This window comes from Sinomonas atrocyanea, assembly GCF_030811715.1.
GTDB lineage: Bacteria > Actinomycetota > Actinomycetes > Actinomycetales > Micrococcaceae > Sinomonas > Sinomonas atrocyanea_A.
This window is the reverse complement of the sequence record NZ_JAUSRH010000007.1, coordinates 159,063-180,641: the sequence shown is the minus strand read 5'-3', so window position 1 is coordinate 180,641 and position 21,579 is coordinate 159,063. Positions and strand designations below refer to the sequence as shown.

Below are 21,579 nucleotides of genomic sequence, written 5' to 3'. Positions count from 1 at the left end.
CGCGACGGACCGCGCGACACGCCGTTATCTCACCGGACGAGGATCAGGGCCGGTCTAGACCTCCAAAACGCCCGGGCGGGGCATCGATTTGCCCTCCCGTATAGCACCTGTGATATTTTCGACCGCATGGCACAACAGACTGCTGAAACCGTCGGCGTCCTCCTGCGCGAGGTCCGCTCCCACCGGGGCTGGACCCAGGGACAGCTCGCCTCCGAACTGGGAACCAGCCAGAGCGCCGTCGCGCGTATGGAGCAGGGCAAGCAGAACCTCAGCCTGAAGATGATCCAGCGGATCGAGGACATCCTCGGCCAGCGGATCGTCAACATCGGCGCCCCCAAGATGACCCACCTGCGGGTCGAGGGCGGGCACCGGCTCTCCGGCGCCGTGGACGTCAACACGTCCAAGAACGCGGGCGTGGCCCTCCTGTGCGCCTCGCTCATCAACCGCGGCACCACGACCTTGCGCAACCTCGCCCGGATCGAGGAGGTCAACCGGATCGTCGAGGTCCTGACCTCGATCGGCGTCGAGTGCGCCTGGCTCCCCAGCGAGGACGGCGAGCAGGCCCGGGACCTCCTGATCCGCCGCCCCGCCACCCTCAACCTGGACGGGATGGACGTCGAGGCCGCCCGGCGCACCCGGAGCGTCATCATGCTCCTCGGGCCCCTCCTCGACGAGCGCAGCGAGTACCGGCTGCCGTACGCGGGCGGCTGCGACCTCGGCACCCGCACGGTCGAGCCGCACATGCAGGCCCTGCGCGAGTTCGGGCTCGCCGTCGAGGCCACCGCCGGCTTCTACACCGTCCGCGCCCCCGAGGCAGACCGCGCCGACCGCACGTTCGTGCTCACCGAGCGCGGCGACACCGTCACCGAGAACGCGATCATGGCCGCCGCGCACCGCGAGGGCGTGACCGTGATCCGCAACGCCAGCCCGAACTACATGGTCCAGGACCTGTGCTTCTACCTGCAGGCGCTCGGGGTCGCGATCGACGGCGTCGGCACCACGACCCTGCGGATCCGCGGCAAGGCGCGCATCGATGCGGACATCGACTACTGGCCCAGTGAGGACCCGATCGAGGCGATGAGCCTCATCACCGCAGCGATCGTGACCAACTCCGAGGTCACGGTGCGCCGCGTCCCGATCGAGTTCATGGAGATCGAGCTCGCGACCCTCGCCTCGATGGGCCAGAAGCTCGCGGTCTCCGGCGAGTACATGGCCCGCAACGGCCACACCCGCCTCGTGGACGTGACCGTGCTGCCGTCCACCCTCCACGCGCCGACGGACAAGATCCACCCCATGCCGTTCCCGGGCCTGAACATCGACAACCTGCCATTCTTCGCGGTCATCGCCGCGAACGCGACCGGCCAGACGATGATCCACGACTGGGTCTACGAGAACCGGGCCATCTACCTGACGGAGCTCAACCGGCTCGGCGCCCACGTCCAGCTGCTGGACCCGCACCGCATCTACGTCAACGGCCCGACCAAGTGGCGCGCGGCCGAGGTCGGGTGCCCGCCGGCGCTGCGTCCGGCGGCCTGCATCCTGCTGGCCATGCTCGCCGCGCGGGGCACGAGCGAGCTGCGCAACATCTACGTGATCGAGCGGGGCTACCAGGACCTCGCCGAGCGGCTCAACTCGATCGGTGCCAAGATCGAGTACTTCCAGGACTGACACCCACTCCCGCTGAGGGGTCATGTCCCTAGGTTGAGGAGTCATGTCCCTGCGGTCGGCATCGCCCGGCCGCAGGGACATGACCCCACAACGCTGGGAGATGACCCCACAACGGAGGGAGATGACCCCACAACGCTGGGAGATGACCCCACAACGCTGGGGAGGGCAGGATGGGCCCATGGCTGAGAACGACAGCAAGACCTACACCGCGGTCCAGTACAACGCGACCGGCCCCTCCTCCGTCCTGACCCTGCGCGAGCGCGACCTCACCGAGCCCGGCGCCGGCCAGGTGCGCGTCCGCATCGCGGTCGCGGGCGTGAACCCCACGGACTGGAAGGCCCGCGCCGGCGGCACATACCCCGGCGCCCTCGACGGCTGGCACGTTCCTGGCCAGGACGCGGCGGGGACGGTCGACGCCGTCGGGCCGGGTGCCGCGGGCCTCGAACCGGGGCAGCGGGTCTGGCTGTGGGACGTCGCCTACGGCGGGGCCGAGGGCACCGCCCAGGAGTACGTCATCGTCCCGGCCGCGCACGCCCAGCCGCTGCCGGACGCAGAGTCCTTCGAGACGGGCGCCTCCCTCGGCATCCCGGCCCTCACGGCCCACCGTGCGCTCACGGCGAGCGAGCAGGGCCCGTCACGGCTCGCCCCCGGCGCCCTGGCCGGCAGGACTGTCCTCGTCACCGGGGGCGCGGGTGCGGTCGGGCACGCCGCGATCCAGCTCGCCCGCTGGGCCGGGGCGCAGGTCGTCGCGACGGTGAGCAGCGACGCAAAGGCGGCGCTCGCCCGCGCGGCGGGGGCCGGCGTCGTCGTCAACTACCGCGAGCAGGACGTCGCCGCCGAGCTGCGGCGCGTGGCCCCGGGCGGCGCGGACGTGATCGTGGACGTCAACGCCGCCGCGAACATCGCCGCCGACCTCGACGCCCTCGCCCCCGGCGGCACCGTCGCGATCTACGCCGGCACCGGCGACGAGGCCGTCTCGGTCCCCGTCCGCGGCGCCATGGGCAAGAACGCGCGCCTGCAGTTCATCCTCACCTACACCGTCTCGGACCAGCAGAAGCACGACGCCGTCGCCGCCGTCGGCGCGGCCCTCGCCGACGGCGCGCTGCGGGTCGGCGAGGAGCACGGGCTGCCGCTGACGCGGTTCCCGCTCGCTGAGACCGCCGCCGCGCACGACGCCGTCGAGGCCGGCACCGTGGGCAAGGTCCTCCTCGACGTCGGCTAGGCACGCCTGTCCTCGAGCCGAGGTTGCCGTCGTCGCGGCGCGACCCGAGACTTGAGGGCATGCTGAGGTGTCGGCGACGAGGGAGGCCCCGTGCCTGACGTGCTGGTCTGGACGGCCTTCGCGGCGGGCGTCTGTCTGGTAGTCGGGACTTCGATGAGCATCGTCGGGGCCCTCGTGGTTCCCCGACGCGTCGATTCGCGGCTGACCGGGGTGATCGAGGCCCTGCTCGATCGGGCCTTCCTGCTCGCCCTCGGCGGCGTTCGGTCCTATGGCCAGCGCGACCGAGCCCTCGGCTGGCAGTCACCGCTGACGCTCGTGGCCCGCCTGGCCGCCTGGATGGCGATGCTCGTGCTCGGCTTCGCGCTCGTGATGCTGCCGGACACCGATGACCTCGGCGCGGCACTCGAGGATGCGGGGTCATCCGTGTTCACACTGGGCTTCGCCGTCCCACACGGGGGCGGCGGCCAGTTCGCCGCCTACCTCGCGGGATTCGCCGGCATCGCCGTCATCGGGCTTCAGGTCGGGTACCTGCCGACCGTGTACGCCGCGTTCAACCGTCGCGAGACGGAGGTCACCCTCCTCGTTGCCCGGGCCGGAGCCCCCGCGTGGGGCCCGGAGATCCTGGTGCGCACGCACTGGGGCACCGGCGGAGGCGACTCTGGCCCCGTCCTCGGCGACCTCTTTGTGCGGTGGGAGCGTTGGACGGCCGAGGTTGCCGAGTCCCACACCACGTACACGTCGCTGCTCCGCCTGAGGTCGCCGAGGACCAACTCCCACTGGCTCACGTCCCTGATCGCGGTGATGGATGCCGCAGCCCTCCATCTCGCCCTCGCCCCCGGTTCCGACCCCAAGATCACCGCACGGCTCATGCTCCGCATGGGCTTCGAGACGCTCGCCGGCATGGCGAAGGCCATGAAGCTGCAGGTGCCCGACCTTGCCGACATCTCCGTGGACCCGATGCCGATCTCGGTCCCGTTCGACGACTTCGCCCGCGCGGCGGAATCGCTCCGCGCCGTCGGCTATCCCGTCACCGAGACTGATGAAGACGCGTGGCCGCACTTCGTGGGATGGCGGCAGAACTACGACCGAACGGCGCTGGCGCTGTGCCGCGAGCTCGACGCGCCGCCTGCCCTGTGGACCGGGCCCCGGAGGTGGCCGTCGCAGCCTACGCCCCCTCAGAGGCCCAAGCTCGGGCAGTCGAGGCCGCCGCAGTGATGTGCTCAGTCAGGCCGCGGCGAGCGCATCCTCGATGAGGGCCACGATCGCCGGGTCGTCCGGCCGGGTCTGCGGGCGGAAACGGTGCACCGCGCCGTCGGGCAGCACGAGGAACTTCTCGAAGTTCCACTGCACGCGGCCGGCGCGGCCTGCGGCGTCCGGGGCCTTGGTCAGCTCGCGGTAGAGCGGGTGCTGGCCGCGGCCGTTCACCCACGCCTTGGCCAGCATCGGGAAGGTCACGCCCCATGTGCCGGAGCAGTACGCGGCGATCTTGTCCGCGTCCCGGTACTCCTGCAGGAACTGGTTGCTGGGGACGCCGAGCACCGTGAAGCCGCGCCCGGCGTACCGCCGCTGGAGCTCCTCGAGCTGCTCGTACTGCGGGGCGAGCCCGCACCGGCTCGCCACGTTGACCACGAGCCGGACCCTGCCCGCCCACTCGCCGAACGTCGTGGTGCGCCCGTCCAGCATGGTGACCTCGATGCCGTCGAGTCCCATTCTCGTCCTCCCTCTCCCACGGGGGACAACGAACATCGGCGCCGGCGGGTTCACGCGGGCCGGCGGCGGACGACGAGCGCGAGGAGCCCGGCCGCCGTGACGGTTCCGAAGCCGACGATCGTCGCCGCGATGCCGAACGCGTCCGCTCCCCAGCCCAGCAGCGTGGCACCGATCGGGGTACTGCCGGCCATGAGCAGCACGAACAGGCTCATGACCCGCCCGCGCAGCCGGTCGGGCACCTCGCGCTGCAGCGTGCTGTTCGCGGTGGTCGTGTAGACGGTGCCGCTGATCCCCGCGAGGACCATGAGCGCCAGGCTCACCGGGTACGAACGGGAGACCCCCAGGGCCACGAGCACGACGGCGAGGACGGCCGCCGCGGCGACCATGCGGCGTCGTCCGCCCACCCCCAGGACGATCAGCCCGGCTCCGGCCAGCAGCGAGCCGGCCCCGAACGCGCCCATGAGCGCGCCGAAGCCGTCCGCGCCCACCCCGAGGAGATCCTGGGCGATGAGCGGGCCGGCCACGGGCCAGTTGAACCCGAAGGTGCCCACCACGGCCAGCGACGCGAGGACGAACAGCACCGCCGGGGTGCGGAACGTGTAGGCGAGCCCCTCCCGCAGGGCCCGGCGGCCGGGACGCTCTCCCGCCGGCGGATGCAGCGCGGAGCCGCGCAGGAGCAGGAGCGCGGAGAGGGAGGCCAGGAAGCTCGCGGCGTTGAGGAGGAACACTGCGGCGGCCGAGGACTGCGCGAGCACGAGGCCGCCCAGAGCGGACCCGACCATGCGGGTGCCGTTGAACTGGATGCTGTTCATCGTGACCGCGTCGGGCAGCAGGGAGCGGCCCACGAGCTCGGGCAGGAACGCCTGCTGGGTCGGGTTGTTGAACGCGTTGGAGAGCCCGAGGACGAACGCCATCACCGCAAGCACCCCCACCTGCGGCGTCCCGACCAGTGTCAGGGCGCCCAGCACCACCGCCTGCAGCGCCGCGAGGCCCTGCGTTGCCAGGAGCAGGCGGCGTTTCGGCACCCTGTCGGCCAGGACGCCGGCCGGGAGCGTGAAGAGCATCATCGGCAGGAACTGCAGCATGGTCACGGTGCCGAGGATGCCGGGGGAGTGGCTGATCTGCAGCACGAGCCAGGCCATGGCCACCGTCTGCATCCATGTCCCGGTGCCCGAGACGAGCTGCCCGGTCCAGAACAGCGCGAAGTTCGGCACGCCCAGCACGCGCACCATGTCCTTGGGCCGACGGTGCGCGGGCGGCGGGGCCTGCCAGCCGTTCGTCTCGGGCCCGCTCACGCTCGCATCCTACGGCCGGGCGCCGCTGAGCGGCGCCCGGCACCGCGAGGGCGGTCAGGCCGGCTCGTGCTCCCCGAGCACTTCGATCGACTCGGCCGCGTCCCACGCGAAGCTCGCGAGCCAGTGGGTGGACATGAAGTCCCCGCTGTCCAGCCCCCTGAGCCCGGCGGCGAAGAGGGGCTGCACGGCTGCTGCGAGCACCGGCTCGGGCGAGCCTGCCGCGGACGGCGAGCCGGCGGCGTCGTGCGCGGTGCGGAGGGCCGCGACGATGCGGGCGAGCTGCCCCGCGCGGCTGAGGTTCAGGCCGTGCAGGTGGACCATGTAGCCGTCGGTCTCGTCGGCGACGCCGACGGGCGCGAGCATGCGCGAGCCCGTGGCGAGGTCCGGGAGGAACCAGCCCAGCCAGGCGGCGAACTCCTCGGGGGCCAGGACGCGGGCCATGAGGTCCGCCTCGGACAGCCCGGCGGAGAGGAAGTCCTGGCCGGACAGCTCCCACTCGGTGGCCCAGCCGGCGTCGTCGGCGAACCAGCGGCGGGCGGCCGCCTCGCAGGCCCGGGCCGCGCCGGTGCGGCCCAGGGCCCGGAACGCGTCGACCATCCAGGCCAGCCCGAACGCGGAGTTGGTGTGGAGGCCGTGCCGGACGGGGTACTCGGCGGTGCCGAGCCAGGCGGTGGCCAGGCCCGCGACCGTGTCGACGCAGCCGGCGAGGTTCTCGCCCCAGGCGCGCAGGCCGGCGTCGTCCGAGCCGGAGCAGGCCGCGGCGAGGCGCACGAGCCAGGCCCACCCGTACGGCCGCTCCCACGAGGGGTTGGCGGCCAGGTAGGCGGCCTCGACGGCGAGCTTCTCCGCGGTGAGGTTCTCGCCGAGGGCCGCGCGGAGCTCGGCGGCGGCCTCCTCCGGCAGGGCGCCGGAGTCCAGCACGCTGACCCCGAGCCAGTGCATGTGCACGCACGAGTGCCAGTCGAAGGACGTGCCGAACGCGGGGTGCAGCTCGTGCGGCATGGCCGTGTCCTCGGCGGAGCGCCGCACATGGTGCGCCGCATACGGGTAGGGGCGGCCGAGGTTGTCCAGGACGATCTCGGCGCACCGCCGTGCGGCGTCGGGGAACGGGGCTGCGGGGAAGGGCTCGTGGTCCATGGGGTCCTTTCTTGGTGCGCCTAGAACGCGAGGAAGTACATGAGGGCGGTGTTGACCACGAGCAGCGGGATCGCGGTCCCGACCTGAGCGGTGATCACGCCGTACTTGTTCTTCATCTCGAGCAGCGCGGACGGGACGAGGTTGAAGTTCGCGGCCATCGGGGTGCACAGGGTTCCGCAGAAGCCCGCGAGCATGCCGATCGCGAACACGATGGCCGGGTTGCCGTGGAACTGCTGGACGAGGACCGGCCAGCCGATCGCAGCCGTCATGATCGGGAACGCCGCGAAGCCGTTGCCCATGAGGATGGTGAAGATGAACATGCCCAGGCAGTAGACGATCACGCCGGCGATGAGCGAGCCCTTGGGCATCACGGCCGTGGTGAGCGTGCCGACGGCGGTGCCGACGCCGGCCTTCGTGAAGAGGATGCCGAGGGTGGAGAGCATCTGCGGCAGGAGCGCGGCCCAGCCGATCGACTCGAGGATGCGGCGGCTCTCGATGATCGGGTTCAGCTTGTTCTTCGGCTTCAGGAGCACGACGGCGAGGACGGCCGCCACGATCGCGCCGATGGCCAGGGCCACGAGGGTCGTGTTCTTGGGATCCAGGATGGGGGTCTTGCCGATGGTCAGGACGGGCGCCAGGAGGACGAGGACCACGGTCACGACCGGGATGGCGAGGGCCGGGACGAAGAGCCGGTTGCCGAACTTCGCGGCGTACTGCACCCTCTCCTCCGGGGTGGAGGTCCTGGTCTGGCCGTGCTTGAGGCGGCCGGTGGCGGCGAGGGCCACGAGGACCAGGACCGCGACGCCGAGGACCCACGCGGGGGCGGTCCCGGCGGACACCCAGGTGCCGTAGAAGAAGCAGAGGCCGAGAAGGCCCCAGAAGGAGGACGCGCCCACGCGGTGCGGGTGGTTCTCGTCGCGGGCGATCAGCGAGGCCCAGGCGATGAAGAGGGCCCCGATGAGCCAGTAGACGGCTTCGACGTTGATCACTTGGCATCTCCCAGCTCGGTGGTGGCGTCGACGGCCGCGGTGCTGTCCGCGTCGTCGCGGGTGGCGCCGGCGTACTCGCGGTCGAGCGCCCGGTCGAGGCGCAGCAGCCGGAAGCCGTGGATGAGGAAGGCCGCGATCGCCGTCGGGATGGCCCAGAGGGCGAGCTGGAGCGGCTCGAGGTGCAGGTGGTAGGTGGTGTCCACGAAGGTGGTGATGAGGAGGATCGAGCCGACGGCCACGAAGACGTCCTCGCCGAAGAACACGCCCACGTTGTCCGCGGCGGCCGAGTGGCCCTTGATCTTCTCCTTGACCTTCTCCGGCACATGCCCGTAGCGGCGCATCGCCGCGCCCTCGGCCATGGGGAACACGAGCGGGCGGACGGTCTGCGCGTGGCCGCCCACGGTGGTCAGGCCCACCGCGGCGGTGAGCTGGCGGATCGCGAGGTAGGCGAGGAGCACGCGGCCCGCGGTGAGCTTGGCGAGCTTGCCGATGAGATTCTTGGCCTGCTCCTGGAGGCCGGAGTACTCGATGATGCCGATCACGGGCAGCACTGCCGCGAAGATCGTCACCGAGCGGCTGCTGGCGAATCCGGAGCCGAAGGCCTCGAGGATCTGGAGGGGGTTGAGGCCGCCGAGCAGCGCCGTGACGATGCCCGACACGGTGACGACGACGAGGGGGTTCAGTCGGATGGCAAAGCCAACGATGACCAGGAGTACCCCGATGAGTACAAGCATGGTGGTCCGTTCCGGTGGGGGTGCACGAGCCCTGCGACAGGGCCCCGATGAGTGCGCGCCGACGGCGCTGTGAGCTAGAGCATATCGGGTTGTTCAACAATCAAGCAAGGGGTTTGTTGAACAATCTGTGGGTGATCCCCTCCGGCGGGGAGACGGCGGCCGTGCGGGCTCCGTCAGCCGCCGACCGCGTCGAGGAGCTGGTGCTCCGCACGGTCGAGGTAGCGGGCCATGGCCTCGGCCGCCTCCGCGTTCCGGCCCGCCTCGAGGAGGGCGAGGATCCTGGCGTTCTCCTCGACGTACGGCTCGTGGAAGCGCGGGTCGGCGCCCATCGTGGCGAACACGAGGCGCATCTCGGCGAGGACCTGCTCCATGAGCGCGCTGAGCCGCTCGCTGCCGGCCCTGGCGACGATGCCGCGGTGGAACTCCTGGTTCGCGCCCGCCATCGCGGCCACGTCGCCGGCCGCCGCCGCGGCCCGGGCGGCGCGGACGACGCCGGCCAGCCCGTCCGTGGGCTGCGCCGGAGACCACAGCAGCGCCCCCGGCTCGACGAGCCGCCGCACCCGGTAGATCTCGCGGATGTCCTCCGCCGTGGGATGCGAGACGAAGACGCCCCGGTTCGGGATGCGCGTCACGACCCGCTCGGTGGTCAGCGTCGCGAACGCCTCGCGCAGGGTGTTGCGGGAGACCCCGAGGGCCTCCCGCAGCTCCTCCTCGGCGAGCTTGGCGCCGGGGGCGAGGCGGCCATCGGCGATCGCCTGCCGCAGCTGCGCGGCGACCCACGAGCTCGTCTCGGCGTGCTTCGTGTTCCCCGCGGCGCGGCGCAGGCTCGTCAGGACCCCCTCGGACGTCATGCTGCCAGCCTATCGGCGCCCGAGGGGGCGTTGCGCTCAGCCGGCGATCGTGGTCAGCACGGTCCCGGGCACGACGGCGTCGCCCGCCGCCGCGGCCCGCTCGCCGACGGTCCCGGCCCGGTGGGCCTGCACGGTGGTCTCCATCTTCATGGCCTCGAGCACCACGACGCCGTCCCCGGCCTCGACCTCGGTGCCGGGCTCGACGAGCCACTTGACCACGGTGCCGCCCATCGCGGCGGTGAGGTCCGCCGCGGAGGGGGCGGCGGCGTCGTCCGCGGAGTCCCGGGTTTGGTGGGCGCCGGGAGCGCCGGCGCCGGCCGCGAGCCCGGCGAGCAGGGACTCGGGCAGCCCGAGGGTCATGCGGCGGCCGTCGAGGTCGATCGCGAAGGTGCGGCGGCCGGAGTCGTGCGCGGTCGGGGCGGTGAACTCGGGGCTGGCCGCGAGCTCCTCGGCGAACTCGGACTCGATCCACGTCGTGTAGACGCCGAACGCGCCGTCCTCGGCGGCGAAGGCGGGGGAGTCCACGACGGCGCGGTCGAAGGGCAGGACCGTGGGCAGGCCGCGGATCTCGAACTCGCGCAGCGCGCGGCGGGCCCGGCGCAGCGCCTGCTGCCGGTCTGCCCCGGTGACCACGAGCTTGGCCAGGAGGGAGTCGAACTGGCCGGGGACGGTGATGCCGTCCCGCACGCCCGCGTCCACGCGGATGCCCGGACCGGCGGGCGGGGCGAAGCGCTCGATGGTGCCGGGGGCGGGGAGGAAGCCCCGGCCCGGGTCCTCGGCGTTGATGCGGAACTCGATCGAGTGGCCGCGCGGCTCCGGGTCCTCGAGGGTGGGCAGCACGTGGCCGTCGGCAACCGCGAGCTGCGCCGCGACAAGGTCGATCCCCGAGGTCTCTTCGGTGATGGGGTGCTCGACCTGCAGGCGCGTGTTGACCTCGAGGAAGCTGATGGTGCCCTGGCTGTCGAGGAGGTACTCGACCGTGCCCGCCCCGACGTACCCGGCCTCGCGGCAGATCGCCTTCGCCGAGGAGTGGATGCGCTCGCGCTGCTCGGGGGTGAGGAACGGCGCGGGGGCCTCCTCCACGAGCTTCTGGTGGCGGCGCTGGAGGGAGCAGTCGCGGGTGCCGACCACGATCACGTTGCCGTGCGTGTCCGCGAGGACCTGGGCCTCGACGTGCCGGGGCCGGTCGAGGAACTTCTCGACGAAGCACTCCTCGCGCCCGAAGGCCGCGCGGGACTCGCGGACCGCCGAGTCGAAGGCCTCCTCGATCTCCTCCATCGCGCGGGCGACCTTGAGGCCGCGGCCGCCGCCGCCGAACGCGGCCTTGATCGCCACCGGGAGTCCGTGCTCCACCGCGAAGGCGCGCACCTCCTCGGCGCTCGCGACGGGGCCGTCGCTGCCCGGGGCCAGCGGCGCACCGGCGCGCACGGCGACCTCGCGGGCGCTGACCTTGTCCCCCAGGAGCCGGATGGTGGCGGGGGACGGGCCGATCCAGGTCAGGCCGGCGTCGAGGACGGCCTGGGCGAAGCCGGCGTTCTCGGAGAGGAACCCGTAGCCGGGGTGCACGGCGTCGGCGCCGGAGCGCTCCGCGACGGCGAGGAGCTTCTCGATGTCGAGGTACGTCTCGGCGGGTGCGGTGCCGCCGAGCGCGTACGCCTCGGTGCACGCCTCGACGTGCAGGGCGTCCGCGTCCTGGTCGGCGTAGACGGCGACGCTGGCCAGCCCGGCGTCGTCGCACGCGCGGGCGATCCGGACGGCGATCTCGCCGCGGTTGGCGATGAGGACCTTAAGCATGGGCATTTCCTTCTGGGGTCGTGGGGGCGCCGGGCTGGCGGACGAAGCGCACCATTGCGCCGGGGGGAAGCTGGGCCGCGAGGTCGAGGTCGGCGCTGACGACGACGCCGATCACCGGGTACCCGCCGGTCACCGGGGCGTCGGCCAGGAACAGGACGGGCAGGCCGCTCGCGGGGACCTGGATGGCGCCGCGCGCGGTGCCCTCGCTCGTGAGCTCGCCGTCGCGGGCGCGCTCGAGCGGGGCGCCGTCGAGCCGGACGCCCACGCGGTTCGACTGCGCCGTGACCGTCCATTCCTGCTCGAAGAAGGCCCGCACTGACGCGTCGGTGAACCAGTCCTGCCGGGGCCCGGGGAGCACGCGCAGCTCGGTGGGCGTGGCGGGGTCCGGGAGCCGCGGGGGGACCTCGGGCAGCCCCACGACGTGCGCGCCGCGGGGCGGGGCCACGGCGAGGGCGTCCCCGGCCGCGAGCGGGGCGGGGCCGATCCCGGAGAGCGTGTCGGTGGAGGCGCTGCCGAGCACGCGCTCGGCCTCGAGGCCGCCGCGTACGGCGACGTAGGTGCGCAGCCCGCGGGTCGGCGCGCCGACGGCGAGGGTCTCCCCGGCCAGGAGGGCGAACGGGGCATCCAGCGGCGCCTCCCTCCCTCGTGAGGGGTCATGTCCCTGCGTTGAGGGGTCATGTCCCTGTGCGCCATCGGGCGGGATGATGCGCAGCGGGACGCGGGCGCCGGTCACGGCGAGCACCTGGTCCCGCTCGGCGCGCAGCTCGAGCCCGCCGAGGAGCACCTCGAGCCCGGCCGCATCCGGGGTGTTGCCGGCCATGCGGTTGGCACGCCGCAGCGCACCGCGGTCCAGCGCCCCAGCGGGGCTCACGCCGAGCGCCGCGCGGCCGGGGCGCCCCGCGTCCTGCACCGTGGTCTGCAGGCCAGGGCGCACGACGACGAGCCCTGCCTCCGCGCGCGCCCTCGCCTCCGGTGCGTTCCCGCCGGCGGCGGACGAGGGTGAGGCGAGGGCGGCGGACGCCCGGACCGGCACGAACTGCACGCGGTCGCCGGGCGCCACGAGCGCGGGGTCCTCGCGGGAGAGGTCCCACATCACGGCGTCGGTGCGCCCGATCAGCTGCCACCCGCCCGGCGACTCCCCGGGGTACACGGCCGAGTACGTGCCCGCGAGGGCCACGGATCCTGCGGGGACCACGGTGCGCGGCGAGGAGCGCCGCGGGACGGACGGGGCGCCGTCGTGCGTCAGGTAGGCGAACCCGGGCGCGAAGCCGCCGAACGCCGCGTCCCACACGGCCCCGCTGTGCGCGGCCACGAGCGCCTCCGGCGAGAGCCCGGTGAGGCGCGCGGCCTCCTCCAGGTCGGCGCCGTCGTAGACCGTCTCGATCTGCACGAGCCGGCCGGGCGCGCGCTCGGCGTCCTCGAGGTGGAGGGCCCGCACGTAGGCGGCCGCCCGGGCCACGGCGTCGGGGGAGGCGGCGACGATGAGCACCGTGGTCGCGGCGGCGACCACGTCGACGACCTCGAGGTCCCCCGCGTGCTGGGCGGCGGCGAGCTTGGAGGTCAGCGCCAGGACGGCGCCGAGGGTGCGCAGCTCGACGAGGACGGCGCGGTCGCCGGCGGGGCGGAGGCCGAGGACGGGGTTCTGGACCGCGGCCGCGTGGGCGGTCATGCGAAGCTCGCGATCCCGACGCCGGCCTCGGCCACCGCCGCCCGGACGCGGGCGGCCATGGCGACGGCGCCCGGGGTGTCCCCGTGGACGCAGATGCTGTCCGCCGCGATGCGGACGATCGAGCCGTCGATGGCCTGGACCTTGCCGTCGAGGATGCGCAGCACGTGGTCCACGATTCCGTCGAGGTCGTGCAGCACCGAGCCCGGCTCGCGCCGCGAGACGAGGGTGCCCTCGGGGGTGTAGGCGCGGTCGGCGAACGCCTCGGTGACGGTGCGCAGGCCCGCGGCCTCGGCGGCGCGCTGGATCTCGGAGTTCGGCAGGACGAGCAGCGGCAGGCCCGGGGCCGCCTCGGCCACGGCCTTCGCGACCGCCTTCGCCTGGGCCTCGTGGTGCACGATCGTGTTGTAGAGCGCGCCGTGCGGCTTGACGTAGCGGACCTCGGTGCCGGCCGAGCGGGCCAGGGCCTCGAGGGCGCCGATCTGGTAGATGACGTCGTCGATGAGCTCCTTCGGCGCCACGTCCATGAAGCGCCGGCCGAACCCCGCGAGGTCGCGGTACGCGGGGTGCGCGCCGATCACGACGCCGGCCGCGGCCGCCGCCTCGCACGTGGCCCGGATGCCGCTCGGGTCGCCGGCGTGGAAGCCGCAGGCGACGTTGGCGCTCGAGACGCTCTCGAAGATCGCGGCGTCGTCTCCGAAGGTCCAGTTGCCGTAGGACTCGCCGACGTCGCTGTTGAGGTCGATGCTTGCCATGGTGATCTCCGTCTCACGAGGTGGTGATCCAAGCATGCATCATGACAGCAGATTGTTCAACAATCTTTCCCAGCTCGTTCCGACTCCCCCGCCGCTCGAGCGTGAGCTGGGTCACGAAAACCTCTGGACAGATTGTTGAACAAACCTCTACTGTGGTGGGTACCTCGGGCGATGACGCAGTGGCGCCGCCCGGCACAGTCTCCGGGCGTCCGCCCCTCAAAAATCGTGAGGTTGCCATGTCAGATGTCGAGAACCAGGTCAGCGACGACACTGGGCGCTTCGCCTGGTACCGCACCCTCGGGGAGCGCGGCCGGAAGGCGTGGATCGGCGCCTTCGGCGGATACGCCCTCGACTCCTACGACTTCCAGGTACTGCCCCTCTCGCTCGTCGCGATCGGCGCCTACTTCCACCTCTCGACCGGCCAGGCCGGCCTCCTGACGACCGTCACGTTGGTCGTGTCGGCCATCGGCGGCGCGCTGGCTGGGGTGCTGGTCGACCGCATCGGGCGCACCAAGACGCTCATGATCACGGTGGGCACCTTCGCGTTGTTCACAGTCCTGTGCGGCTTCGCCAGCAGCTTCGAGCAGCTGCTGGCCTTCCGCACCCTCCAGGGACTCGGCTTCGGCGGCGAGTGGGCCACGGGAGCGATCCTCGTGGCCGAGTACGCCAAGCCGAAGTACCGCGGCCGCGCGGTGGCGTTCATCCAGAGCTCGTGGGCGGTCGGCTGGGCCCTCTCGGTCCTCGTCTACACCCTGGTGTTCAGCTTCGTTCCTGCGGCCACGGCCTGGCGCGTGCTCTTCTGGACCGGTGCGCTCCCGGCCGTGCTGCTCCTGTTCCTCCGCCGCAATGTCACGGACGCCGACGCGGCGACGGAGCGGAGGCTCTCGAGCGAGAAGCGGGGCAGCTTCCGGGACATCTTCACCGGCCCGTTGGGCCGCACCACGCTCTTCGCCTCACTCCTGGCAACCGGGGTCCAGGGCGGCTACTACACCCTGGCCTCGTGGATCCCGACCTATCTGAAGGTCGATCGGGGCCTCAGCGTGGTGGGAACGGGCGGCTACCTGACATTCCTCATCTCCGGGGCCTTCATCGGGTACGTCTCCGGCGGGTACCTCACCGACCGTCTTGGACGGAAGAAGACGTTCCTGCTCTTCTCGGTCCTGTCGGCCCTGATCATCTTCGCCTACGTCAACATCCCCGCCGGCGCCAGCACGCTGGTCCTCATCCTGGGCTTCCCCCTGGGCTTCTTCACGTCAGCGATCTTCAGCGGGTTCGGCTCGTTCCTCTCGGAGCTCTACCCGGCTCACCTCCGCGGCACCGGCCAGGGGTTCACGTACAACTTCGGCCGGGCCGTCGGGGCGTTCTTCCCCACGCTCGTGGGATTCCTCGCCACGACGCTGGGCGTGGGAGGGGCCATGATCTTCGGCGCCGCGGGCTATGGCATCGCCGTCCTGGCGCTGCTGGGCCTGCCGGAGACCAAGAACCGCGAACTCGCCTGATCGCCCGAAGAATCGCCCGAAGAGGAGACCCACCTTGACGACCATGAACGCAGTCCCCCAGTCCGCGCACCCGCGCCAGGCCCGGACGGAATTCCGCGGCGGCCTGGCGGTGCCCACCTCGGGCTGGTCCGCCGGCTACACCCAGCTGAACATGATCTCAGTCCCCGCCGACTGGGCCTACGACGTGCTGCTGTTCTGCCAGCGGAACCCGAAGCCCTGTCCCGTGCTGGATGTGACAGACCCGGGAGCGACGACGACGGCGCTCGCCTCCGACGCGGACCTGCGCACCGACATTCCGCGCTACCGTGTGTGGCGCGACGGCCACCTCGACGAGGAGCCGGCCGAGGTGGTCGACGTGTGGCGCGACGACCTCGTGACCTTCCTGATCGGCTGCAGCTTCACGTTCGAGTCGCCGCTGGTCGAGGCCGGCATTCCCCTCAGGCATGTCGATCAGGGCAGGAACGTCTCCATGTATCGGACGGCGATCGAATGCCGCCCTGCGGGCCGGATGCACGGGCCGATGGTCGTCTCGATGCGGTATGTCCCGGAGGACCTCGTCGACACTGCGGTCCGGCTCAGTGCCCGGATGCCCGCGGTCCACGGAGCCCCGGTCCATGTGGGCGATCCGGCGGCCCTCGGCATCGCCGATCTGGCAGCCCCCGACTACGGGGACGCGGTCGCGCCCGCGCCCGGCGACGTCCCGGTGTTCTGGGCGTGCGGCGTCACCCCGCAGGCCGCACTGCTGGCCTCCAAGCCACCCTTCGCGATCACCCACGCCCCCGGATACATGTTCATCAGTGATGTGCCCGACTCGGAGTACCTGATCCCGTGATCCTCTGGGGCCGCCGGCCGCCTCAGCGGAGTGCTCCGGCGTTCAGCCCTCGAGCACCACATCCGCCGCGGCCTTGTCCGGCCGCCAGCCCCGCCACACGGGATGCCGGAGCCGGCCGCCGCTCGTGAGCTCCCCGTACCGGACCTCGGCCACGAGCTTCGGGGTGACCCAGTGCGCGTCCCGCGTGTCCTCCCGGGGCACATCCTCCAGGGGCGGCGTCTTGCGCTCGAGGGGGCGCAGCCGGGAGGAGACCTCGGCGAGCATGCGGTCCGTGAAGCCCGAGCCGACCCGGCCCGCGTACCGCAGCACGCCGTCGTCGTCCGGGATGCCGAGCAGGAGCGAGCCGACGGTCCCCGCTCGGCCGCCCTTGCCCTCGCGCCAGCCCGCCACCACGACCTCCTGGGTCTTCTCGTGCTTGATCTTCACCCACGCCCCGGAGCGCCGGCCGGCCTCGTAGCGCGCTGAGGGGCGCTTGGCGATGACGCCCTCGAGGCCGTGCTCGTCGGAGGCCTCCAGGACGTCGTCGATGCTGCCGTCGAAGACGGGGGACAGCTGCGCGCTCGCCGGCAGGCCGCCCTCGGCGAGGAGCTCCAGGGCGGCGCGCCGCTCGCGGAAGGGAAGGCCTGTGAGGTCGCGCCCCTCGTACTCGAGCAGGTCGAACAGCACGATCCGCACGGGCACCGCGCGCCGGGCCCGCTCGACGTCGGCCGGCCGGCTGAGGTTCATGCGCTGCTGCAGGAGCCCGAAGTCCGGGCGGCCGCTCGGGGCCTGGGCGATGATCTCGCCGTCGAGCACCGCGGGTCCGAGCTCGGCGAGGTCGGCGAGCTCGGGATACGTGAGGGTCTGGTCGATCCCGTTGCGGCTGATCAGGCGGGCGGAGCCGGAGCGGGTGTCCACGATCGCGCGGATCCCGTCCCACTTCATCTCGAACATCCAGTCGCCCTCCCGCACGAGGCCCGCCGTGCCGGACTGGGCGAGCATCGGGGAGGGAGGCGGGCCGCCGCGCGCGTCCGGGGGCCTGACCTCGGCGTCCGGGGGCCCGACCTCGGTGTCCGGGGGCCCGATCTCGGCGTGGGTGCCGCGCCGCCAGTGGCCCTTGGCCTGGTCCTTCATGAGGTGCGCGAGCCAGTTCTCCTTGCCGCTCGACCCGCCGGATCCGGTCGCGGAGCCCTTCTCCGTCCGGATGAGCGCGAGCCGCACGCCCTCGCCCGCCGGGCCGCCGTCCTCCGCCTGGCCCAGGCCCTCGGCCACAGCCTCGAGGCCGCCGCCCTCGCGCCCGTGGAGGATCACGATGATCTCGTCCTCGCGCCACTTCTCGGCCTCGTAGGTGCCGGTGTCCCAGACAGACATGTCGCCGGCGCCGTATTCGCCCTGCGGGATGCTGCCGGCGAAGGTGAGGTACTCGAGCGGGTGGTCCTCGGTGTGCACGGCGAGGTGGTTCTTCCCGGTGCTGGTCGGGATGCCCTTGGGGATCGCGAACGAGGCCAGCACCCCCTCGTGCTCGAGCCGCAGGTCCCAGTGCAGCCGCCGCGCATGGTGCTCGTGGATCACGAACGCGTCCCCCGAGCCGGGGGTCGGCGCCTCGAGCGGGACGGGCTCGGGGGTCTTGGCGGCGTCCCGCTTGGCCCGGTAGGCCGTGAGCGGGTCGGCCTCTGCGGTGACCCCAGAGACGGGGGCGGACGACGGCGCGGGGCGGCCGCCGTCGTCGTCCTCACCGGAGGAGCGGGAGCCGGAGCGGGCGCCGGAGCGTGCACCGGCCCCGGCGCGGGCGCGTGGGCGGGACGAGCGGCCGGCGTCGTGCGTCCCGGCCAGCGCCGGCGGATGCAGGGGCGCGAACAGGTCCCCGTACGTCTCGAGTCGCTCGGCCATCTCGCTGTAGCGCACGTGTGCCAGATCGGGGGAGTGGATCTCCTCCCAGGTCCGCGGGGCGGCGACCATGGGCTGGACGCGGCCGCGCAGCGAGTAGGGGGCGATCGTGGTCTTCTGCCCGCTGTTCTGGCTCCAGTCCACGAGCACGCGGCCGTGCCGCAGCGTCTTCTTCTGGTCGGCGACCACGAGGGCCGGGTGGTCCGCCTCGAGGGACTTCGCGAGCTCGCGGGCCACGGCGGAGACGGCCTCCCACTCCTGGCTGCCGTCGAGCTTCGCGTAGAGGTGGATGCCCTTGGACCCCGACGTGACGGGGACGGACAGCAGGCCCATGTCGTCGAAGATGGGCTTGACCAGGTGCGCGACCTCGACGCACTCGGGCAGCCCCGCGCCGGGGCCCGGGTCGAGGTCGATCACGAGCCGGTCCGGGTTGATCATCGTGTCCTCTTCGACCGCGCGCCACTGCGGAACGTGGATCTCGAGCGCCGCGATCTGGGCGAGCCAGATGAGGGTGGGCAGGTCGTTGACGAGGGGGTAGGTGTTGGTCGAGCGGCGGTGGTGGAGGGTGACCCGCTGGACCCACTCGGGAGTGGACCGGTCGTCCAGGTTCTTCTGGAAGAACAGCTCACCCGGGTCGTCCGCGGTGCCGACCCCGTGGACCCACCGCTTCCTGGTGGCGGGCCTGTCCCGGATGGCCGGGATCATGACGGGGCCGACCATGCGGTAGTACTCGATGACGTCGCCCTTGGTGGTGCCGGACTCGGGGTACATGACCTTGTCCAGATTGGACAGGCTGATCCTGCGGCCCTCGATCTCGACGGTCTCGCGCTGCGCTGCCATGCGGCTAACCTCCCATGCGCCCCGGTCCAGGGGAAGATGTCCCCTTGGATCTACCCGTCGGGCCACCGGTCGAACCGATGCTCGCGCTCGCCACGGTCCAGCGCGGCGCGCCCGCTCAGGCTGTCCCTGACGCCGGGGCCCTCAGGGCTGCACGGTGGGGTGCGGTGAGGAACCAGGCCAGGACTGCCAGCGCTCCTGCGCTGATGACCAGGTGGACGACCACAACCGAGCCCTCTGTCCGGATGCCCCCGGAGAGGTTGTCGACGACCGCCGCGACAGCGAAGACCACTCCGCCGAGCGCGGAGACCAGCAGCAGCCCTGGAGCCACCGTGTAGCCGAAGGGGAGTCTGGCCCACAGCAGGACCCCACCCGTGATGAGCGCCGGGGTGCCCAGGATCCAGTCGGCGGCCCAGTGCCCGCGCCAGGCCGCCTCGGTCGCGCCGTTGCCGAAGGCACCGATCGCGGTGGAGAGGAGCCCGGCATAGGCGAGCACCCCGATGACCGCCAAGATTGCCCCCACCGCCCTGGCCGGCGCCACGGCGAAGTGCTCGCGCAGCGCCGTCCCGTCGATCCCGGTCGCCAAGGACGCCAAGGCGTAGGCGGCGGCGAGGAACGCCACGACATGGGCGAAGAGCAGAGGCGTGAACGGCGCCCCGATGAGGTACGGGAGGCAGGCGTAGGCCACGTAGAACAGCGCACCGGGCCACAGCAGGAGCGCCGCCAGCGAGCTGCGCCGCGCCAGCCACGGGGCAGCCGCCACCAAGAGCACGGCGATCAGGTTCGCCGCGTCAGCGCCCCGGGAGACCAAGACCGACTGCGACAGGGCATACCGGGCCGGCCCGGCCGCAAGCCCGGCGCCAGAGGCCAGCAGGAGGGCCGCGGCGGCTGTCAGGGAGGCCACGGTCCCGTGCCCCAGCCCGTGCCGCACCGGGAGGCCCTCCCGCATCTCCCTCACCTCGTTCGCCCCTCACCTCGTTCCCGCGCACGTCTGGGACGCAGCCGCCATATCCGAGCGGGTCCGGAGCGGGTCTCGATCGGCACCAGCCCCCGAGCGGCGCCGGCCCTGGCCTCCGGCGCCGGCCCAGACCTACCCGGCCCGCAGCTCCTCGGCGATGCCGTGCGCCCAGGCCTCGACCTCGTCCCAGTCGCGGAAATCGCCGGCGGGCAGCGCCTCGCGGGGATGCCCGGGCAGGTGGTCCATGACCTTCTCCATGAGCCCCACGGGCTCGGAGTCCGGGTCCCACTTGCCGAAGAAGACATGGTCGCCGCGGACGCCCAGCAGGTCGGCGAACTTCTCGAACTCCCGGGGCTCGCTGTGCTCTCGGACGTCCCGGCCCTGCTTGTCCACCTTCTCCTCGCCGAGGGGGCCGCTCGCGAAGAGCCAGACGGGCCGCTGGGCCAGGGACGTGTGGTGCCGCCTGGCGAAGGCGTTGGCCTCGTGCATCCAGTGGGACGCGTACGCGGCGCTGCCGAGGACGACCGCGTCGAAGTGGCTGACGTCGTCGACGTCCGCGACGGCTCTGACGGTGGCGGCGAAGCCCTCCGCGGTGAGCGTCGAGCCGATCCGCTCGGCGATCTCCTCGGTGGCCCCGTGCTTGCTCGCATAGGCGATGAGGACGTTCACGGCTGCTCCTTCGGTGGACGGTGTCGGCAGGTGTGAAGCTGCTCCCACGGTGCGGCGCCGCTGGCCGGGGCGCCAAGGGGACAAGGGCCCGTTGTCCGCGCCGCGCGGGGGCCGAGGACCTATCCATCGTGTGGAATGTGCGGTTCACTGGGCTCATGCGGTCTATCTGGAAGGGCGCCATCAGCTTCGGCCTGGTCAGCGTGCCCGTGAAGGTCTACAGCGCCACCGAGGACCACGACCTCAAGCTGCACCAGGTCCACGACAAGGACCGGGGGCGCATCCGCTACCAGCGCCGCTGCGAGGTGTGCGGCGAGGTCGTCGAGTACGCGGACATCGACAAGGCGTACGAGGAGGGCGGCCACACGGTGGTCCTCACCGATGAGGACCTGAAGTCCCTGCCGGTGGAGCGCAGCCGGGAGATTGAGGTGGTCGAGTTCGTGCCCGATACGCAGATCGACCCCATGTACTTCGAGAAGAGCTACTACCTCGAGCCCGAGAAGGTCGGTGTGAAGCCGTACCAGCTCCTGCGGCGCACCCTCGAGCAGACCGAGCTGACCGCCGTCGTGAAGTTCGCCCTGCGGCAGAAGTCCCGCCTGGGAGCGCTCCGAGTGCGCGGGGACGTCATGGTCCTGCAGGCGCTGCTGTGGCCCGACGAGGTGCGCGAGGCCGCGTTCCCCGTGCTCGAGGACACCGAGGTGAAGATCTCGGACAAGGAGCTCAAGATGTCCTCCTCCCTCGTGGAGAGCCTCTCCTCCGACTTCGAGCCCGAGCAGTTCACCGACGAGTACCAGGCCCAGCTGACCCAGCTGGTCGAGGCGAAGCTCGCCAAGGGGGACGCCGTGGACACCGAGGAGACGTTCGGCGCCCCGGCCGAGGAGGGCGAGGGCGCGGAGGTCCTGGACCTCATGGAGGCCCTCCGCCGCAGCGTCGAGAGCCGCCGCAAGGCCGCCGGCGGCGCGAAGGAGTCCGCGGGCGCCAAGGCGTCCGCGGCCACCCGGAGCCGCGCGAAGAAGGCGGTGAAGGACGACGCCGAGGGGTCGCCTCAGGAGGAGAAGGCGCCCCCCAAGCGGCGCACCCGCAAGACCGGCTGAGCGCCG

Annotated in this window: 18 protein-coding genes; 6 read left to right on the top strand and 12 right to left on the bottom strand. The window is 72.4% G+C overall.

The features are described from left to right. The first annotated feature begins 126 nt into the window (after nucleotides 1-126). The 3 genes from J2W21_RS12700 to J2W21_RS12690 all read left to right on the top strand — a co-directional run bounded on the left by J2W21_RS12700 (nucleotide 127) and on the right by J2W21_RS12690 (nucleotide 4,105). Nucleotides 127-1,668: a UDP-N-acetylglucosamine 1-carboxyvinyltransferase gene (locus tag J2W21_RS12700; RefSeq protein WP_307114872.1), complete on the top strand. Its 1,542-nt coding sequence runs from the start codon at nucleotides 127-129 to the stop codon at nucleotides 1,666-1,668. A 178-nt stretch (nucleotides 1,669-1,846) separates the two neighbouring features. Further along, a complete protein-coding gene (locus J2W21_RS12695; RefSeq protein WP_307114871.1) occupies nucleotides 1,847-2,890 on the top strand; it encodes an NADPH:quinone reductase in 1,044 nt (347 codons plus the stop codon). Nucleotides 2,891-2,980: 90 nt separating this feature from the next. Next, a complete protein-coding gene (locus J2W21_RS12690) occupies nucleotides 2,981-4,105 on the top strand; it encodes a hypothetical protein (protein ID WP_307114870.1) in 1,125 nt (374 codons plus the stop codon). Nucleotides 4,106-4,114: 9 nt separating this feature from the next. Here the strand turns inward: J2W21_RS12690 and J2W21_RS12685 are convergent, their stop codons facing one another. From J2W21_RS12685 to J2W21_RS12645, 9 genes are all read right to left on the bottom strand, one after another. Next, on the bottom strand, nucleotides 4,115-4,600 hold the full coding sequence (locus tag J2W21_RS12685; protein WP_307114869.1) for a glutathione peroxidase: 486 nt from the start codon (nucleotides 4,598-4,600) through the stop codon (nucleotides 4,115-4,117). A 50-nt stretch (nucleotides 4,601-4,650) separates the two neighbouring features. Next, nucleotides 4,651-5,895 (bottom strand): MFS transporter, encoded by a 1,245-nt coding sequence (locus tag J2W21_RS12680; protein ID WP_307114868.1) that lies wholly within the window; start codon nucleotides 5,893-5,895, stop codon nucleotides 4,651-4,653. A gap of 54 nt (nucleotides 5,896-5,949) precedes the next feature. Further along, nucleotides 5,950-7,032, bottom strand: coding sequence for a DUF2891 family protein (locus J2W21_RS12675; RefSeq protein WP_307114867.1), 1,083 nt, complete (start codon nucleotides 7,030-7,032; stop codon nucleotides 5,950-5,952). Between the two features lie 20 nt (nucleotides 7,033-7,052). Continuing rightward, nucleotides 7,053-8,021 carry a DUF979 domain-containing protein gene (locus J2W21_RS12670; RefSeq protein ID WP_307114866.1) on the bottom strand — a complete coding sequence of 323 codons (969 nt, stop codon included), beginning with the start codon at nucleotides 8,019-8,021 and terminating at the stop codon, nucleotides 7,053-7,055. Continuing rightward, the gene (locus tag J2W21_RS12665; RefSeq protein ID WP_307114865.1) at nucleotides 8,018-8,755 is read right to left on the bottom strand and encodes a DUF969 domain-containing protein; all 738 of its coding nucleotides are present in this window, start codon (nucleotides 8,753-8,755) and stop codon (nucleotides 8,018-8,020) included. Before J2W21_RS12665 ends, J2W21_RS12670 begins: the two co-directional genes overlap by 4 nt. A 173-nt stretch (nucleotides 8,756-8,928) precedes the next feature. Beyond that, nucleotides 8,929-9,606 carry a GntR family transcriptional regulator gene (locus J2W21_RS12660; protein WP_307114864.1) on the bottom strand — a complete coding sequence of 226 codons (678 nt, stop codon included), beginning with the start codon at nucleotides 9,604-9,606 and terminating at the stop codon, nucleotides 8,929-8,931. 36 nt (nucleotides 9,607-9,642) lie between these two features. Further along, the gene (locus tag J2W21_RS12655) at nucleotides 9,643-11,400 is read right to left on the bottom strand and encodes an acetyl/propionyl/methylcrotonyl-CoA carboxylase subunit alpha (protein ID WP_307114863.1); all 1,758 of its coding nucleotides are present in this window, start codon (nucleotides 11,398-11,400) and stop codon (nucleotides 9,643-9,645) included. Next, complete coding sequence (locus tag J2W21_RS12650; RefSeq protein ID WP_307114862.1) at nucleotides 11,393-13,069, bottom strand: 5-oxoprolinase subunit B/C family protein; 1,677 nt, start codon at nucleotides 13,067-13,069, stop codon at nucleotides 11,393-11,395. Before J2W21_RS12650 ends, J2W21_RS12655 begins: the two co-directional genes overlap by 8 nt. Beyond that, on the bottom strand, nucleotides 13,066-13,821 hold the full coding sequence (locus J2W21_RS12645; RefSeq protein WP_307114861.1) for a LamB/YcsF family protein: 756 nt from the start codon (nucleotides 13,819-13,821) through the stop codon (nucleotides 13,066-13,068). The genes J2W21_RS12650 and J2W21_RS12645 overlap by 4 nt, the downstream gene beginning before the upstream one ends. A gap of 236 nt (nucleotides 13,822-14,057) precedes the next feature. Here J2W21_RS12645 and J2W21_RS12640 point away from each other — a divergent pair, with 236 nt between their 5' ends. Then, the gene (locus J2W21_RS12640; protein WP_307114860.1) at nucleotides 14,058-15,320 is read left to right on the top strand and encodes an MFS transporter; all 1,263 of its coding nucleotides are present in this window, start codon (nucleotides 14,058-14,060) and stop codon (nucleotides 15,318-15,320) included. Nucleotides 15,321-15,363: 43 nt separating this feature from the next. After that, nucleotides 15,364-16,152, top strand: coding sequence for a putative hydro-lyase (locus tag J2W21_RS12635; protein WP_307114912.1), 789 nt, complete (start codon nucleotides 15,364-15,366; stop codon nucleotides 16,150-16,152). A gap of 42 nt (nucleotides 16,153-16,194) precedes the next feature. On the opposite strand, the gene J2W21_RS12630 is transcribed toward J2W21_RS12635, so the two are convergent. From J2W21_RS12630 to J2W21_RS12620, 3 genes are all read right to left on the bottom strand, one after another. After that, complete coding sequence (locus J2W21_RS12630) at nucleotides 16,195-18,858, bottom strand: ATP-dependent DNA ligase (protein WP_307114859.1); 2,664 nt, start codon at nucleotides 18,856-18,858, stop codon at nucleotides 16,195-16,197. Nucleotides 18,859-18,973: 115 nt separating this feature from the next. After that, nucleotides 18,974-19,804, bottom strand: a complete 831-nt coding sequence (locus J2W21_RS12625) for a hypothetical protein (RefSeq protein ID WP_307114858.1) — start codon at nucleotides 19,802-19,804, stop codon at nucleotides 18,974-18,976. 141 nt (nucleotides 19,805-19,945) lie between these two features. Further along, nucleotides 19,946-20,482 (bottom strand): flavodoxin domain-containing protein, encoded by a 537-nt coding sequence (locus J2W21_RS12620; RefSeq protein ID WP_307114857.1) that lies wholly within the window; start codon nucleotides 20,480-20,482, stop codon nucleotides 19,946-19,948. A 155-nt stretch (nucleotides 20,483-20,637) separates the two neighbouring features. Between J2W21_RS12620 and ku the strand changes: the two genes are divergently transcribed. After that, entirely contained in the window at nucleotides 20,638-21,573 is a 936-nt protein-coding gene (ku, locus tag J2W21_RS12615) for a non-homologous end joining protein Ku (protein WP_307114856.1), read from the top strand. The last annotated feature ends 6 nt before the right edge of the window (nucleotides 21,574-21,579 follow it).